At 71.4% G+C, this 16,205-nt stretch carries 15 protein-coding genes; all 15 read right to left on the bottom strand.

Features of this window, described 5'->3' with window-relative positions; translation table 11 throughout:
* Positions 1-23 precede the first annotated feature (23 nt).
* The gene (gene gmk, locus ACOKGD_RS07995) at positions 24-956 is read right to left on the bottom strand and encodes a guanylate kinase (RefSeq protein WP_342334702.1); all 933 of its coding nucleotides are present in this window, start codon (positions 954-956) and stop codon (positions 24-26) included.
* Positions 949-1,803 (bottom strand): orotidine-5'-phosphate decarboxylase, encoded by an 855-nt coding sequence (gene pyrF, locus ACOKGD_RS08000; RefSeq protein WP_342334701.1) that lies wholly within the window; start codon positions 1,801-1,803, stop codon positions 949-951. Before pyrF ends, gmk begins: the two co-directional genes overlap by 8 nt.
* Positions 1,800-5,102: a carbamoyl-phosphate synthase large subunit gene (gene carB / locus ACOKGD_RS08005; protein WP_342334700.1), complete on the bottom strand. Its 3,303-nt coding sequence runs from the start codon at positions 5,100-5,102 to the stop codon at positions 1,800-1,802. The genes pyrF and carB overlap by 4 nt, the downstream gene beginning before the upstream one ends.
* Positions 5,095-6,273: a glutamine-hydrolyzing carbamoyl-phosphate synthase small subunit gene (gene carA, locus ACOKGD_RS08010; RefSeq protein WP_342334699.1), complete on the bottom strand. Its 1,179-nt coding sequence runs from the start codon at positions 6,271-6,273 to the stop codon at positions 5,095-5,097. Before carA ends, carB begins: the two co-directional genes overlap by 8 nt.
* On the bottom strand, positions 6,270-6,782 hold the full coding sequence (locus tag ACOKGD_RS08015; RefSeq protein WP_342334698.1) for a PH-like domain-containing protein: 513 nt from the start codon (positions 6,780-6,782) through the stop codon (positions 6,270-6,272). Before ACOKGD_RS08015 ends, carA begins: the two co-directional genes overlap by 4 nt.
* The gene (locus ACOKGD_RS08020) at positions 6,779-8,083 is read right to left on the bottom strand and encodes a dihydroorotase (protein WP_342334697.1); all 1,305 of its coding nucleotides are present in this window, start codon (positions 8,081-8,083) and stop codon (positions 6,779-6,781) included. The genes ACOKGD_RS08015 and ACOKGD_RS08020 overlap by 4 nt, the downstream gene beginning before the upstream one ends.
* Positions 8,080-9,045, bottom strand: a complete 966-nt coding sequence (locus ACOKGD_RS08025; RefSeq protein WP_342334696.1) for an aspartate carbamoyltransferase catalytic subunit — start codon at positions 9,043-9,045, stop codon at positions 8,080-8,082. Before ACOKGD_RS08025 ends, ACOKGD_RS08020 begins: the two co-directional genes overlap by 4 nt.
* A complete protein-coding gene (gene pyrR / locus ACOKGD_RS08030; RefSeq protein WP_342334695.1) occupies positions 9,042-9,671 on the bottom strand; it encodes a bifunctional pyr operon transcriptional regulator/uracil phosphoribosyltransferase PyrR in 630 nt (209 codons plus the stop codon). The genes ACOKGD_RS08025 and pyrR overlap by 4 nt, the downstream gene beginning before the upstream one ends.
* Before the next feature lie 121 nt (positions 9,672-9,792).
* A complete protein-coding gene (gene nusB, locus ACOKGD_RS08035; RefSeq protein ID WP_342334694.1) occupies positions 9,793-10,203 on the bottom strand; it encodes a transcription antitermination factor NusB in 411 nt (136 codons plus the stop codon).
* A gap of 4 nt (positions 10,204-10,207) precedes the next feature.
* Entirely contained in the window at positions 10,208-10,768 is a 561-nt protein-coding gene (gene efp / locus ACOKGD_RS08040; protein ID WP_342334693.1) for an elongation factor P, read from the bottom strand.
* A 130-nt stretch (positions 10,769-10,898) separates the two neighbouring features.
* Complete coding sequence (gene aroB / locus ACOKGD_RS08045) at positions 10,899-12,038, bottom strand: 3-dehydroquinate synthase (RefSeq protein ID WP_342334692.1); 1,140 nt, start codon at positions 12,036-12,038, stop codon at positions 10,899-10,901.
* Positions 12,028-12,645: a shikimate kinase gene (locus ACOKGD_RS08050; protein ID WP_342334691.1), complete on the bottom strand. Its 618-nt coding sequence runs from the start codon at positions 12,643-12,645 to the stop codon at positions 12,028-12,030. Before ACOKGD_RS08050 ends, aroB begins: the two co-directional genes overlap by 11 nt.
* A complete protein-coding gene (gene aroC / locus ACOKGD_RS08055; protein ID WP_342334690.1) occupies positions 12,629-13,849 on the bottom strand; it encodes a chorismate synthase in 1,221 nt (406 codons plus the stop codon). Before aroC ends, ACOKGD_RS08050 begins: the two co-directional genes overlap by 17 nt.
* A 4-nt stretch (positions 13,850-13,853) precedes the next feature.
* Entirely contained in the window at positions 13,854-14,711 is an 858-nt protein-coding gene (locus ACOKGD_RS08060; protein WP_342334689.1) for a shikimate dehydrogenase family protein, read from the bottom strand.
* Positions 14,708-16,201 (bottom strand): endolytic transglycosylase MltG, encoded by a 1,494-nt coding sequence (gene mltG, locus ACOKGD_RS08065; protein ID WP_342334688.1) that lies wholly within the window; start codon positions 16,199-16,201, stop codon positions 14,708-14,710. The genes ACOKGD_RS08060 and mltG overlap by 4 nt, the downstream gene beginning before the upstream one ends.
* Positions 16,202-16,205: the final 4 nt, after the last annotated feature.

Below are 16,205 nucleotides of genomic sequence, written 5' to 3' on the forward strand. Positions count from 1 at the left end.
AAATGTGAGCAGAGCGCGACAGATCAGCGCTCGGAAGCCTGAGCCAAGTCTACGACCTGCTGCGCGGCGGTGGCGACGTCCTCGTTCACGATGTGGAAGTCGAACTCGCTCTGGGCCGCCAGCTCGACGCGGGCGGTGCGCAGACGGCGCGCGCGCTCCTCCTCGTCCTCGGTCCCACGGCCGACCAGACGCTGGACGAGCTCGTCCCAGCTCGGAGGCAGCAGGAACACCAGCGAGGCCCGCGGATCCGCCGCGCGCACCTGCCGCGCGCCCTGCAGATCGATCTCGAGCAGCACGGTGCGCCCCTTGTCCAGGGCCTCCTCGATCGGGCCGCGCGGGGTGCCGTAGCGGTGCTTGTTGTGCACCACCGCGTGCTCGAGAAGCTCGTCCTCGGCGATCATCCGGTCGAACTCGGCGTCGTCCACGAAGAAGTAGTGGACACCGTCGATCTCGCCCGGACGCGGCGCGCGTGTTGTGGCCGACACCGAGACGAGGATGTCGGGATTGTCCTCGCGGATCCTCGCCGACACCGTGCCCTTGCCGACCGCCGTCGGGCCGGCGAGCACCAGCAGGCGACTGCGGCCCGGGCGAGGCACGGGCTCGGGCGAGCGCGAGTCGAGCCATGCCTCGAGCGCCGCGCGCTGACGGCTGCCGAGACCGCCGAGGCGCTTGACGGGCGAGATGCCGAGCTCGGCCAGGATCCGATCCCGCTTCCCCTCGCCGATGGCCGGCAGCGCGGTGAGGAAGTCCGGCACGCGCAGCGTGCCCGCAGGCGACGCCGGATCGGCCGCAGCGCGGCGCAGCACCTCCTGCGGCGTCACGACGCGGGTGCTCAGGTCGCGCTTGAGCGACGCGCGGGCGCGGCGCGCCGCGACGGCGCGCCGGGACGCGGCCGCGCGATCGACCTCGGGCGGTCGCTGAGCGGATCGGGATCCGGTCTCGGTGGCGTCAGACATCCGTGCTCCCCTCGATGGGCGGATACGCGGCAGCGGCCGCGGTGATCGCGTCGACGATGCCCGTGGGCCCCGCAGCCAGCACGCTGCGGCTCTCGCTGGCGATGACGGCCGGCGCCATGGCGCCGTAGACGTCGACGAGCTGCTGCGGGCTCGCGCCCTGGAAGCCGAAGCCCGGCGCGAGGATCGGGGCGGCCGGCGTGAACGGGGCAAGACCCGCCTCGTCCCAGTCGACGGTCGCGCCGATGACGAAGCCGAGGCTCCCCCATTCGCCCGCCGCGGCGTCCTGGGCGTTCCGCGCCGACACCTGCGCGACGACGTCGGCCGAGACCGTCGCCCCCGCCGCGGTGGTCGCGCGCTGGAGGCTCGTGGCCTCCGGGTTGCTGGTGGCGGCCAGGACGAACACTCCCTTGCCGTGACCCCCGGCGAGGTCGAAGGTTCCCGAGAGAGCCCCGACCCCCAGGTAGGGGCTCACCGTGAGGGCGTCCGCCTCGAGTGCCGAGCCCGGCGTCAGCCAGGCGGCCGCGTACGCGTCCATCGTCGAGCCGATGTCGCCGCGCTTGGCGTCGGCGATCGCGAGCACGTCCGCGGCGCGCGCGGCGGCGAGCACGTCCTCGAGCGCGGCGAGGCCGGCCGATCCGTGCCGCTCGAAGAACGACACCTGGGGCTTCACGAAGCCCACCCGGCCCGCCGCCGCCTCGACGACCCGCAGGCCGAACTCGCGCGCGCCCGCCGCATCGATGCTCAGCCCCCAGGCCGCCAGAAGCGGCTCGTGGGGGTCGATGCCCACGCAGAGGTGCCCGTGCCGCGCGATGGCGGCACGGGCGCGCTCTCCGAACGAGTTCGTCACACGGCCCCCGCGACGAGGCGATGCTCGCGCTCGATGGCGTACTCCTGCAGGCTCTTCACCTCGAAGCCGTCGTGCATGGTCTCCATCGCGCTCACCGCAGCTCCGACCGTCGCGATCGTGGTGAACAGCGCCTTGTCGCCGCCCACCGCCGCCGCACGGATCTCGTAGCCGTCGGCGCGGGCCGACGTGCCGCTCGGGGTGTTGACGATGATGTCGACACGACCGGCGTTGATGAGGTCGACGATGTTCTCGCCGCCGCCCGACTGCGTCTCGCTGTACTTGCCGACGACCTCGGCGCGGATGCCGTTGCGGAGCAGGATCTCGGCCGTGCCCTCGGTCGCCAGGATCGAGAACCCGAGCTGCTGCAGGCGGTGCGCCGGGAGCAGGACGTCGCGCTTGTCGGAGTCGGCGACCGAGATGAACACCGTGCCCGAGAGCGGGATGCCGCCGTAGGCGGCCGCCTGGCTCTTCGCGAAGGCGGTCGGGAAGTCGCGGTCGATGCCCATGACCTCGCCGGTCGAGCGCATCTCCGGACCGAGGACTGAGTCGACGATGTGACCCTCCTTGGTGCGGAACCGCTTGAACGGCAGCACGGCCTCCTTGACGGAGACGGGCGAGTCGAGCGGGACGCGGGATCCGTCCACCTCGGGCAGCAGGCCCTCGGTCTTCAGCGCGTCGATCGTCTCGCCGGCCATGATGCGCGAGGCGGCCTTGGCGAGCGGGATGCCCAGCGCCTTCGACACGAACGGCACCGTGCGGCTCGCACGGGGGTTCGCCTCGATGACGTAGAGGACACCGGCGCTGATCGCGAACTGCACGTTCAGCAGACCGCGCACGCCCACGCCCTGGGCGATGGCGAGGGTCGCCTCGCGCACCCGGTCGATCTCGGTGCGGCCGAGCGACATCGGGGGCAGGGCGCAGCTCGAGTCGCCGGAGTGGATGCCGGCCTCCTCGAGGTGCTCCATCACGCCGCCGATGTAGAGCTCGTGTCCGTCGTAGAGGGCGTCGACGTCGATCTCGACGGCGTCGTCCAGGAAGCGGTCCACGAGCAGCGGCGCATCCTCGCCGATGATCGCGTGCTCCGCGATCCGGACGAAGTAGTCGCGCAGGCTCGCGGTGTCGTAGACGATCTCCATGCCGCGGCCGCCGAGCACGAAGCTCGGGCGGACGAGCACGGGGTACCCGATCTCCTCGGCGATGCGCACGGCCTCGGCCTCGTTGGTCGCGGTGCCGTTGCGCGGCGCGACGAGGCCGCCGCGGTCGAGGATCTCGCCGAACAGCTTGCGGTCCTCTGCGAGGTCGATCGCCGCCGGGCTGGTGCCCAGGATCGTGTAGCCGGCCTGCTCGATGCCCTTCGCCAGGGCGAGGGGGGTCTGTCCGCCGAGCTGGCAGACGACGCCGTAGATCTCGCCCGACTGCGCCTCCGCGTGGAGCACCTCGAGCACGTCCTCGAGCGTCAGCGGCTCGAAGTACAGACGGTCGGAGGTGTCGTAGTCGGTCGACACGGTCTCGGGGTTGCAGTTGACCATGATGGTCTCGTAGCCCGCCGCCGAGAGCGCGAAGGACGCGTGCACGCACGAGTAGTCGAACTCGACGCCCTGACCGATGCGGTTCGGGCCCGAGCCGATGATGACGATCTTCTTGCGGTCAGAGGGCGTGACCTCGGACTCGAAGTCGTAGCTCGAGTAGTGGTACGGCGTGGCAGCCGGGAACTCGCCGGCGCAGGTGTCGACCGTCTTGAAGACCGGGCGCAGACCCAGCTCGTGACGGATCGCGCGCACCTCGGTCTCGCCCTGTCCGCGCAGCTGCGCGATCTGGGCGTCCGAGAAGCCGTGCTCCTTGGCGAGGCGCACCACACGCTCGTCCAGGTCGTCGGCAGCGGCCACGATCTCGGCGACCTCGTTGATGAGGACGATCTGATCCAGGAACCACGGGTCGATCGCGGTGGCCTCGAACGCCTGCTCGATGGTCGCGCCCTTGCGCAGCGCCTGCTGCACGAGCACGATACGGCCGTCGGTCGGGATCCGCGACTGCTCGAGCAGCTGCTCGACGGTGCGGCTCTCGTCGCCCCAGTGGAAGCTGGAGCCGCGCTTCTCGATCGAGCGCAGGGCCTTCTGCAGCGCCGTGGCGTAGTTGCGGCCGATCGCCATGGCCTCGCCCACCGACTTCATGGTGGTCGTGAGCGTGGGGTCGGCGGCCGGGAACTTCTCGAATGCGAAGCGCGGCACCTTCACAACGACGTAGTCGAGCGTGGGCTCGAACGATGCGGGCGTCACCTTGGTGATGTCGTTGGGGACCTCGTCGAGGCGGTAGCCGAGGGCGAGCTTCGCGGCGAGCTTCGCGATCGGGAACCCCGTGGCCTTCGACGCGAGCGCCGAGGAGCGCGAGACGCGCGGGTTCATCTCGATGACGATGATCCGGCCGTTCTCCGGGTTCACCGCGAACTGGATGTTGCAGCCGCCCGTGTCGACTCCCACGGCCCGGATGATCTCGATGCCGATGTCGCGCAGCTTCTGGTACTCGCGGTCGGTGAGGGTCAGCGCCGGGGCGACCGTGATCGAGTCGCCCGTGTGGACGCCGACCGGGTCGACGTTCTCGATCGAGCAGACGACGACCGTGTTGTCGGCCGTGTCGCGCATGAGCTCGAGCTCGTACTCCTTCCAGCCGAGGATCGACTCCTCGAGGAGCACCTCGGTCGTGGTCGACTCGCGCAGACCCTGGCCGGCGATGCGGCGGAGGTCGTTCTCGTCGTAGGCGAAGCCCGAGCCGAGACCGCCCATGGTGAAGGACGGACGCACGACCAGCGGGTAGCCGAGCTCCTCGGCGCCGGCGAGCACCTCGTCCATCGTGTGCGCGATCACGCTGCGCGCGACGTCGGCACCGGACTCGATGACGAGCTCCTTGAAGATCTGGCGATCCTCGCCCTTGCGGATGGCGTCGACCTTCGCGCCGATCAGCTCGACGTCGTACTTCTCGAGGATGCCGCGCTCGTGCAGGGCCATCGCCGCGTTCAGAGCGGTCTGGCCGCCCAGGGTCGGCAGGATCGCGTCCGGCTTCTCCTTGGCGATGATCGACTCGATGACCTCGGGGGTGATCGGCTCGATGTACGTGGCGTCGGCGAAGTCGGGGTCGGTCATGATCGTGGCCGGGTTCGAGTTCACGAGGATGACGCGGACGCCCTCCTCGCGGAGCACGCGGCACGCCTGGGTGCCGGAGTAGTCGAACTCGCACGCCTGACCGATGACGATCGGGCCCGATCCGATGACGAGGACGGACTGGATGTCGTCGCGCTTAGGCATTCGCGTCCTTCTTGCTGATGTGGTCGACCACCATGTCCTTGAAGCGGTCGAAGAGGTAGTTGGCGTCGTTGGGACCGCCGGCGGCCTCCGGGTGGTACTGCACCGAGAAGGCGGGGATGTCGAGGGCGCGCAGGCCCTCCACGACGTCGTCGTTGAGGCCCACGTGGCTGACCTCGACCCGGCCGTAGCCGGCGGGGCTGGTGAACTCGCCCTCGATGGGCGCGTCGACCGCGAAGCCGTGGTTGTGGGCGGTGATCTCGACGCGACCGGTCAGCTTGTCCTTGACCGGCTGGTTGATGCCGCGGTGGCCGAACGGCAGCTTGTAGGTGCCGAGACCCAGGGCGCGCCCGAGCAGCTGGTTGCCGAAGCAGATGCCGAAGAACGGCAGGCCCTCGTCGAGGACGCCGCGCAGCAGCTGCACGTGGCCCTCGGAGGCCGCGGGATCGCCGGGGCCGTTCGAGTAGAAGACCGCGACCGGGTCGATTGCGAGCACCTGCTCCTTCGTCACCGACTGGGGCAGCACGTGCACCTCGAAGCCGCGGCGGGCGAGGTTGTTCACCGTCGCCTGCTTGATGCCGAGGTCGATGACCGCGAGGTTGCCGATCTTCTCGCCCTCGGCGTCGGTCACGGCGGCGACCTCGACCGAGACCTGGCTCGAGAGGTTCTGGCCCGCCATCTGCGGCGCCTCGGTGACGATGCGCAGCTGCTCGTCGGGGTCGATGGCCGCGGCCTCGCCCGAGAACACGCCGCCGCGCATGCTGCCCGCGGAGCGGATGTGGCGCGTGATGGCGCGCGTGTCGATGCCGCTGATGCCGACGATGCCGTCGCGCTCGAGGGCGTCGTCGAGCGACTCCTCGGCGCGCCAGCTCGACACCACGCGCGAGGGGTCGCGCACGATGTAGCCGGCGACCCAGACGCGTCGGGACTCCGGGTCCTCGGTGTTCACACCGGTGTTGCCGATGTGCGGGGCCGTCTGCAGCACGATCTGGCCGGCGTAGGACGGGTCGGTCAGGGTCTCCTGGTACCCGGTCATGCCGGTGGTGAAGACCACCTCGCCGAGGGTGGTGCCGACGGCGCCGAAGGCGCTGCCGACGTAGCGTGTGCCGTCTTCGAGGACGAGGACCGCGCCCTCTCTGTCGAGCAGGGACGAGCGGTCGAGGAGCGATGTCATCGCTGTGCTCCCATCTGGGTGGAATCGGAGGTCGTCGGCAGGTTCTGGATCGCGGCCACGAGGGCGTCCGGATCCGCGTCCTGCAGACGCACGTAGGTGTCGCAGATCGTGTGGTCGTCGGCGGCCCATGCGATCAGCACGAGCCCGTCGCTCTCGACCACGCGATCGATGGTCCAGGTCGCGCGGCCGGCGCCGCGGAGGCGGTCGGACGCGAGGAACAGGGTGGGCTCGCCGGGCAGGTCGAGGGCCACGCCCTCGTCGGTCACGGTGACCGCGACCCGGGAGCGGAACGCGAGGTGCGTCACGTTCAGGCGGTCGAGCGGCGCGTCGTGGCGCGTGGTCGCGACGTAGAGCCCGGTGAAGCGGGCGAGGATCGCACCGCGCGCCTCCCCGACCGGCGCGACGATGGCCGCGTCGCGTCGCGATCGTCGTCGCCATCCCCACGCCATCGATCCGATGGCCGCGACGGCCAGCAGGGCGAACAGCAGGGCCGCGATCTCCTGGCTCATGCGCGCACCTCCTCGACGAGCATGCCGTCGGCGACGGTCGCGTAGCCGCGGTGGATGGTCCACTGCACCCGGCCCGGCAGCTCGCGCCCGAGGTAGGGCGAGTTCTCGCTGCGCCCTCGGAGGTCGGCCTTCGTGAAGGTGCCGGCGATCGAGGGGTCGTACAGCGCCAGCTCGGCGGGCTGTCCGGCCTCCAGCGGCGTGCCGTGACCCGCCAGACGGCCGATGCGCGCCGGCGTCGACGACATCACCCGGGCGACGTCGGCCCAGCCGATCAGGCCGGTCTCGACCATCGACTGGTGCACGACCCGCAGGGCGCTCTCGAGCCCCACCATGCCGTTCGCGGCCGCCTGCCACTCGCACGCCTTGACCTCGGCCGGGTGCGGCGCGTGGTCGGTGGCGACGATGTCGATGGTGCCGTCGGCCAGGCCCTCGCGCACGGCCTGCACGTCCTCGGCGGTGCGCAGCGGCGGGTTGACCTTGAAGCGGGGGTCGTAGTCCCGCACCAGCTCGTCGGTGAGGAGCAGGTGATGGGGCGTGACCTCGGCCGTGACGTCGATGCCGCGCTTCTTGGCCCAGCGGATGATGTCGACGGATCCGGCGGTCGAGAGGTGGCAGACGTGCAGGCGCGAGCCGACGTGCTCGGCGAGGAGCACGTCGCGGGCGATGATCGACTCCTCGGCGACGGCCGGCCAGCCGGCGAGCCCGAGCTCGGCCGAGACGACGCCCTCGTTCATCTGGGCGCCCTCCGTCAGGCGCGGGTCCTGCGCGTGCTGGGCCACAACGCCCTCGAAGGCCTTCACGTACTCGAGGGCGCGGCGCATGATGAGCGGGTCGAAGACGCAGAAGCCGTCGTCCGAGAAGACGCGGACGCGCGCGCGGGAGTCGGCCATCGCGCCGAGCTCGGCGAGCCGCTCGCCCTTCTGACCGACGGTGACCGCGCCGATGGGCTGCACGGTGGCGTACCCGGCGGCTTCGCCGAGGGCGAGCTCCTGCTCGACCACGCCCGCCACGTCGGCGACGGGCGAGGTGTTGGGCATCGCGAACACGGCCGTGAAGCCGCCCGCGGCGGCGGCGCGCGTGCCGGTCAGGATCGTCTCGCTCGCCTCGTAGCCCGGCTCGCGCAGGTGGGTGTGCAGATCGACGAGCCCGGGCAGCGCGATCAGGCCGTCCGCGTCGATCCGGGTCGCGCCCGCGCGGCTGAGGCCGGTGCCGACCTCCGCGATCCGCCCGTCCTCGACGATCAGGTCGGCGCGGTCGCCGCCCTCGATGGCAGCTCCGGTGATGAGGAACGTCTCGCTCATCGCTCCTCCTCCGTGGTTGCAGTGTTCTGGCCGGTCAGCAGCAGATACAGGACCGCCATCCGAACGGAGACGCCCGCCTTGACCTGCTCGAGCACCGTCGAGCGGGGCGAATCCGCGGCCTCCGCGCAGATCTCCAGGCCGCGATTCATGGGCCCGGGGTGCATAACAATGGTACCGTCCGGCAGGCCGGCGAGGCGACGGGCGTCGAGCCCCCATCGCCGCGAATACTCCCGCTCAGAAGGGAAATACGACGCATTCATGCGCTCCAGCTGGATGCGCAGCATCATCAGGGCGTCGGGCTCCTCGGCGATGGCCTTGTCGAGGTCGTAGCGGACCGTCACCGGCCACGCCGAGATGTCCTGCGGGAGCAGCGTCGGCGGCGCCACGAGCGTGACGTCGGCGCCGAGGGTGTGCAGCAGCCAGACGTTGGAGCGCGCCACGCGGGAGTGCAGGATGTCGCCGACGACGGCCACGCGGAATCCGGCGAGGTCGCGACCGCGGCTGTCGGCGCCGTACCGGCGCTTGCGCATCGTGAAGGCGTCGAGCAGCGCCTGGGTGGGGTGCTCGTGCGTGCCGTCGCCCGCGTTGACGACGCCGGCCTCGATCCATCCGCTGGTCGCGAGCGTCCGGGGAGCCCCGGAGGCGCTGTGGCGGATGACGACGGCGTCGGCGCCCATGGCCTGGAGCGTCTGCGCGGTGTCCTGCAGGCTCTCGCCCTTCGACACGCTCGACCCCTTGGCCGCGAAGTTGATCACATCGGCCGAGAGGCGCTTCGCCGCGGCCTCGAACGAGATGCGGGTGCGGGTCGAGTCCTCGAAGAAGAGGTTCACGACCGTCTTGCCGCGCAGCGTCGGAAGCTTCTTGACCTCGCGCGACTGCGTGTCGGCCATGTCCTCGGCGACATCGAGGATCCGGATGGCGTCCTCGCGCGTCAGCGTGCGCGTGTCGAGCAGGTGCCTCATCGCGCCTCGCCCCCGTCGGTCTCCGGTGCCCCGGTGTTCGATGCGGCGATGTCGGATGCGGCGACGGCGGAAGCGACGGGCGACTCGATCGAGACCTCGTCGGCCGCGCCGTCCACCTCGGAGAGGCGGACGTTGACGCGCTCGGATCGCGCGGAGGGCAGGTTCTTGCCCACGAAGTCCGGGCGGATCGGCAGTTCGCGGTGTCCGCGGTCGACCAGGATCGCCAGGCGCACGGCGGCGGGTCGGCCGATGTCGTTCAGCGCGTCGAGCGCGGCGCGGATGCTGCGGCCCGAGAAGAGCACGTCGTCGACGAGCACGACAACCTTGCCGTCGATGCCGCCGGCCGGGATCTGCGTCGGCTGGGGCGTGCGGGTGGGGTGCTTCGCCAGGTCGTCGCGGTACATCGTCACGTCGAGCGCCCCCACGGCCACGGGTGCACCGGCGAAGCGCTCGATGAGCGCGGCGAGGCGGTGCGCGAGCGTGACGCCGCGTGTGGGGATGCCGAGCAGGATCAGATCGTCGGGGCCCCGGTTGGACTCGAGGATCTCGTGAGCGATCCGAGTCAGGGCTCGAGCGATGTCGGCGTCATGCAGCACTGTCCGCTGGAACTCAGGGCGCGTGCTCATGGGCCTCTCCCTTCTCCGCCTCACAGGACGGTGTTAAAGGTGCAGGTGCCTCCAGCATACCGGCCGCACAACGCCGAACGGACCGGATCCTGAGGATCCGGTCCGTTCGAGGCGGACGGTGTCAGCTGGAGCGCGAGATCCGCGCGAGCACGCCGTGGACGAACGCGCCGGAGTCGTCGGTCGAGAACTCCTTGGCGAGCTCGACGGCCTCGTCGATGGCCACCGCGGTCGGGACCGCGTCGTTGTAGAGGATCTCCCACGTCGCGATGCGCAGCAGCGCCCGGTCGACGGCGGGCATCCGGTCGATCTTCCAGTCGCGGCTGTGGGTGGAGATCTGCTCGTCGATCTCGGAGGCGGCATCGATCACGCCGTCGACGATCTCGCGCGCGTACAGCCAGGAGGCCTGGCGGGCGGGCTCGGACGACGCGCGCTTGGCCTCGGCCGCCAGCGCGACAGCGAGGTCGTCGCCGCGGACGTCGGCCGAGAACAGGATGTCGAGGGCGCGCTTGCGCGCCTTGGTGCGGGCGCTCACGCGCTCACTTCTCGCGGCCGAGGTACTCGCCGGTGCGGGTGTCGACCTTGACGCGCGTCCCCTGCTCGACGAACAGCGGCACCTGGATCTCGGCGCCGGTCTCGACGGTGGCGGGCTTGGTGCCGGCCGACGAGCGGTCGCCCTGCAGACCCGGCTCCGTGTACGTGATCTCGAGGATCACCGAGGCGGGGAGGTCGACGTACAGCGGCGTGCCGTCGTGCAGCGCGATGGTGACCTCCTGGTTCTCGAGGAGGAAGTTCGCGGCGTCGCCGACCGTGGCGGCCGGGACGGTGACCTGGTCGTAGTCCTTCTGGTCCATGAAGACGAAGTTCTCGCCGTCGTTGTACAGGTACGAGTAGTCACGACGGTCGACGTTCTGGATGTCCACCTTGGCGCCGGCGTTGAAGGTGCGGTCGACGACCTTGCCCGAGACGACGTTCTTCAGCTTGGTGCGCACGAACGCGCCGCCCTTGCCCGGCTTGACGTGCTGGAACTCCACCACGTTCCAGAGCTGGGAGTCGATGCTGAGCACGACGCCGTTCTTGATGTCTGCGGTGGATGCCATGTGGGATTCCATTCGTTCGATTGAGTCGCGCGGATCGCGCGCAAGTGCGTGGCCCTGACGGCCGAGAGCCGATCCTACCGCCTCGCCCCGAGGCTCTCCCCAGAGAGCGGCCGCCCGCCGCCGCGGCGCGTCAGCGTCCGTCGCGGCCGGTCGAGATGATGCGCCCCTGATCCTCGGCGCCGATCTCCTGATAGGCGGCGAAGAGCAGCGACTCATCGGGGGCCTGGAAGACCGTCGGCTTGGCGATGTCGTCGAGCAGGATGAACCGGAGCATGCCGCCCCGCGACTTCTTGTCGCGCTGCATCGTGGCCAGCAGGGTCTGCCAGGCGCCCGCGCGGTAGCTCGTCGGCAGGCCGAGCAGCTCGAGCACCCGGCGGTGACGGTCGACCGCCGCGTCCGACAGGCGCCCCGCGAGGCGAGACAGCTCGGCGGCGTAGACCATGCCCACCGAGACCGCCGCGCCGTGACGCCAGCGGTAGCGCTCGGCGTGCTCGATCGCGTGCGCGAGGGTGTGCCCGTAGTTGAGGATCTCGCGCAGGCCCGCCTCGCGGAAGTCCTCGCCCACGACGTTCGCCTTCATCTGGATGGCGAGCTCGATGGTGCGGCGGAACTCGGCCGTGGTGACGTCGACGGCGCGCACCGGGTCGGCCTCGACGATGTCGAGGATCTCCGGGTAGTAGATGAAGCCCGCCTTCACCACCTCGGCGTAGCCGGCAAGGATCTCGTTCTCCGGCAGGGTGACGAGCAGGTCGAGGTCGCAGATCACCGCGCGCGGCGCCCAGAAGGCTCCCACGAGGTTCTTGCCCTCGGCGGTGTTCACGCCGGTCTTGCCGCCGACGGCCGCATCGACCATCCCGAGCACCGTGGTAGGGACCTGGACGATCTCGACCCCGCGCAGCCAGCTGGCCGCGACGAAGCCGGCGAGGTCGGTGACCGCCCCGCCGCCGAAGCCGACGATCGCGTCGGTGCGGGTGAAGTCCGCCTGTCCGAGGATCTGCCAGCAGAAGGCGGCCACCTCGATGCGCTTGCCCGCCTCGGCATCCGGCACCTCGGCGAGCAGCACCTCGCGCGAGCCGTCTGCCATCAGGGTCTCGCGGAGCATGGAGGCCTGCGCCGAGAGGGTCGGCGGGTGGATGATCAGCACCTTGCGGGCGCCCGCGGGCAGCGCGGCGCCCACCCGGCCCACGATGCCGTGGCCGACGGTGATGTCGTACCCGGGTGTGCCCGCGACGTGGATGACGGTATCTCCCGTGGTCTGCTCAGCGCTCATCGTCGCTCTCCTTCTCGTCGTCCAGGTCTTCGCCCGCGATGTCCTCGGTGTGCGTCGGCGCCGTGCGCGCGTACGCCGGATCGATGTCCCGCACCCACTCGGCCACCGCCGTCACGACGTCCGAGAGGGGCCCGTGGGAGGTGTCGAAGGCGGCATCCGCGATCTCGCGGTAGATCGGCTCGCGGGCGTCGCGGATGCGGATCCACGCGTCCACGGGATCCTCCTCCGTGTTCAGCAGCGGGCGCTTCTGATTGCGGATCCGCCCCGCCACGATCTGCGCGTCGACCGTGAGCAGCACCACGTGGTGGGCGCCGAGCGCCGCGCGGGTGCCGCTGTGCATCGGCGCACCGCCGCCCAGGGCGACCACACCGCCCTGCGCGACGGAGGCGAGGACCGCATCGTGCTCGAGCTCGCGGAAGTGCTGCTCGCCGTGGGCCGCGAAGATCTCGGTGATCGGCCCGTGCTCGGCCACGATCACGCTGTCGGTGTCGCGGAACGGCACCCCGAGCGCCTTGGCGAGGCGGCGGCCGATGCTCGATTTGCCGGCCCCCATGGGGCCGACGAGCACCACCGCGCGCGCGGCGGCCGGCTCAGAGGGCGACGTCATGCAGGTCGACCGGCTGCGCCGTCGTCCGCAGGCTCTCGGCGATGCCCTCGAGGTAGCTCTCCAGGTTGCGGCGCGTCTCGCGGATCGAGTCGCCGCCGAACTTCTCGAGCACCACCTCGGCCAGCGTGACGGCGACCATCGCCTCGGCCACGACACCCGCGGCGGGGACGGCGCACACGTCGGAGCGCTGGTGGTGCGCGCCGGCGGTCTCGCCCGTGGAGACGTCGACGGTGCGGAGCGAGTTGGGGACGGTCGCGATCGGCTTCATACCCGCGCGGACGCGCAGCACGGTGCCGGTGGACATGCCGCCCTCGATGCCGCCCGCGCGGTCGGTCCCGCGCGCGATGCCCTCGCCGGTGGCGAACAGCTCGTCGTGGGCGACGGAGCCGCGACGGCGCGTGGTCTCGAAGCCGTCGCCGACCTCGACGCCCTTGATGGCCTGGATGCTCATCAGCGCCTGAGCCAGCTTCCCGTCGAGGCGGCGGTCGTAGTGGACGTGCGAGCCGAGCCCCGGGGGCAGCCCGTAGGCCAGCACCTCGACGATGCCGCCGACGGTGTCGCCGCTCTTGCGGGTGTCGTCGACCTCGGCCACCATCTGCGCCGAGGTCTCGGCATGGAAGCAGCGCAGCGGATCGGCATCGAGGGCGTCCACGTCGTCCGGCGTCGGCAGAGGCGCGCCGTCCGGCACGCGGACCGGCCCGATCGAGAGGGTGTGGCTGACGAGCCGGATGCCCAGCTCGCCGAGGAAGGCACGGGCGACCGCGCCGAGGGCGACGCGGGCCGCGGTCTCACGGGCGCTCGCGCGCTCGAGGATCGGGCGGGCCTCGTCGAAGTCGTACTTCTGCATGCCGACGAGGTCGGCGTGGCCCGGGCGGGGACGCGTGAGGGCTGCGCCGCGGCCGCGCGACTTCTCGGTCAGCTCGGAGGGCGCGGCGCTCATGACCTCGGTCCACTTGGGCCACTCGGTGTTGCCGATGCGCAGGGCGATCGGGCTGCCGAGGGTGAGGCCGTGGCGCACACCGCCGGAGATGGTGAGCTCGTCCTGCTCGAACTTCATGCGCGAGCCGCGGCCGTAGCCGAGCTTTCGGCGCTGGAGATCCGCCTGGATGTTCTCGGCCAGCACGGGGACACCCGAGGGAAGGCCTTCCATGACGGCGATCAGTTCGGGGCCGTGCGATTCGCCGGCAGTGAGCACGCGGAGCATTGCTCTAGTCTCCCATGACCGCGGAGCGCATCTCGGCGCGGACGTCATCCTCGTTCTCGAGCGGCTGATCCACGGATCCCGTGGTGAAGATCCGCACCTGCAGCACGGCCTGGTGCAGCAGCATGCCGAACCCGGCGATCGCGCGCTCCCCCGTCCAGTGGGTCGCCAGCTGCGACGGCCAGGGGTGGTAGGCGACATCGAACAGCGGCCCGCCGTCGCGCGCGAGAGCCGCCGCATGCGGATCGGGCAGCTCGGCCCCTCCCGGGAGGGCCGCGATGGTCAGGTCGGTCGCCGCGTGCGGGCCGCCGAACGACTCGGCCGTCGCGGTGATGCCCAGGCGCTCGGCGATGTCGATGAGCGGGCGCGCCCGCTCGGCGCGGCGGGCGACGATCGCCACCCGCCCGGCGCCCAGCTCGGCCGCGGCCACGAGCGCGGAGGCCGAGGTCGCCCCGGCGCCCACCAGTCGCAGCGAGCCGATGCGGGTGATGCCCTCATCCGCGAGGGCGGCCACGATCCCGCCGACGTCGGTGTTGAAGCCCACCGGGGCGTCGGCCGGCGCGCCGACCGGACGCGGGACGTCCGCGCCCGGCAGCAGCAGCGTGTTCACCGCGCCGGTGAGCTCGGCCCGCCGATCGCGCCAGCCGGCCGCGTTCCACGCCCGCTCCTTGAGCGGCATGGTCACGGCCAGGCCGCGCCACGAGGCATCGAGCCCCGCGAGGACGGCGTCGAAGCGGTCCTCCGCCACGCGCACGCGCTCGAACGACCAGTCGAGGCCGAGGAGGGCGTACGCGGCGCCGTGCAGCTGCGGTGAGCGGCTGTGGGCGATCGGATCGCCCCACACCGCGAGATGGCTCGCGCTCACCCTCCGCAGCCCGCGTGGCCCGGGTGCGCGTCGCACCACGCGTGCAGCTTGGCCTCGTTCTGCTGCTGCTCTCCGTAGGTCGCCGCGAACAGGGTCTCCCCCGTCTCGAAGTCCACCGTCACGAAGTACTGCCAGTCGCCGTCGTCCGGGTTCATCGCGGCCGCGATGGCCTCGTCGCCCGGGTTGGCGATCGGGCCTGCCGGGAGCCCCGGGTGGACGTAGGTGTTCCAGGGGTTCTGGTCCTGCAGCTGCTCGTCCGTGCTGAACGCCGTGGTCTGCTCCGGCGCGTCAGGATGCGTCATCCGGTAGCCGAACTGCGCCGTCGAGTCCATCTGCAAGAGCTGGTTCGTGTCCGAGATCTCGGGGTCGAGGCGGTTCAGGATCACGCGGGCCACCTTGCCGAAGTCGGCGGAGCCGCCCTCGCGCTGGATGATCGACGCGATGGTCAGGATGCGGTGCTCCTCGCCCGCGGGGACGCCCGCGGCGGTCAGCGACTCGCGCGTGCGGTCGACCATCGCCTGGATCACCTGCGTCGCAGTCGTCTCGGGATCGAAGGTGTAGTGCGCCGGGAACAGCCAGCCCTCGAGGCTGTCGCCCTCGACACCGAACGCGGAGGGATCGGCCGCGGCCGCCTCGAGCTCCTCGACCGGCATGTCGAGACCGATCGATGCGGCCTCGAGCGTCCCGCGCACGGTCCAGCCCTCCTGCAGCGCGACCGTGTTCTCGAGCTTGTTGGCCGGATTCTGCAGCGCCTCCAGCGCGGCCGCGGAGGTCATCTTCTGCTGCAGCTGGTAGACGCCGGGATAGAACGTCGGCACCTTGCCGATCTCGATGAGGTGGTCGTAGAACGAGTCGGCGCGCAGGGTCACGCCCGCCTCGAACAGCGTGCTCGAGATCGCCTCGCCGCCGTCGCCCTCCTCGATCGTGATGAGGGCCTCACCCGTCGCCTCGCCGGCCTCGTAGTCGTGCGGGCCGTCCCAGCCGAGCTTCTCGGCGACGACCGGACCGTAGGTGTTCCACGCCCAGAACCCGGCGGCGGTCAGGCCGCCGGCGATCAGGACGAAGATCAGGAGCGCGATCAGGCACCCGCCGCCGCGGCGCTTCTTCTTGACAGGTGCGGCGTGCTCGGGCGCGAAGAGGTCCTCGAGCGACGAGGGCTCCGCGGGCCGGGCCGCTCCCCCGCGGACCGGGCCGGGCGCGCCGGGGCGCCCCCCATCCGCGTCGTCGTCGCGCGGCGTGTCGAACGGCACCGTCTCGGGCTGCGCGGCCTCGGGCCGCTCAGCGGGCGCGCCGCCGGGGAGCACCGTCCCGTTCCACGGGGTGGTCGCCGAGGCCGACACGGGCCCGAGATCCGGGCGCGCCTCGGCCCGCTCGTCGACCGGGTCGTCGACGGCGCCGGCGGCGGCCTGGATCGGGATCTGACCTGTGCGTGCGGCCTCGCGTGCCTCGCGGCGCGTCAGCGGGGGGTTCTCGCGGGAGGGCTCGGTCATACGC

It is taken from the genome of Microbacterium phosphatis, assembly GCF_049177115.1.
Classification (GTDB): Bacteria; Actinomycetota; Actinomycetes; order Actinomycetales; family Microbacteriaceae; genus Microbacterium; species Microbacterium phosphatis.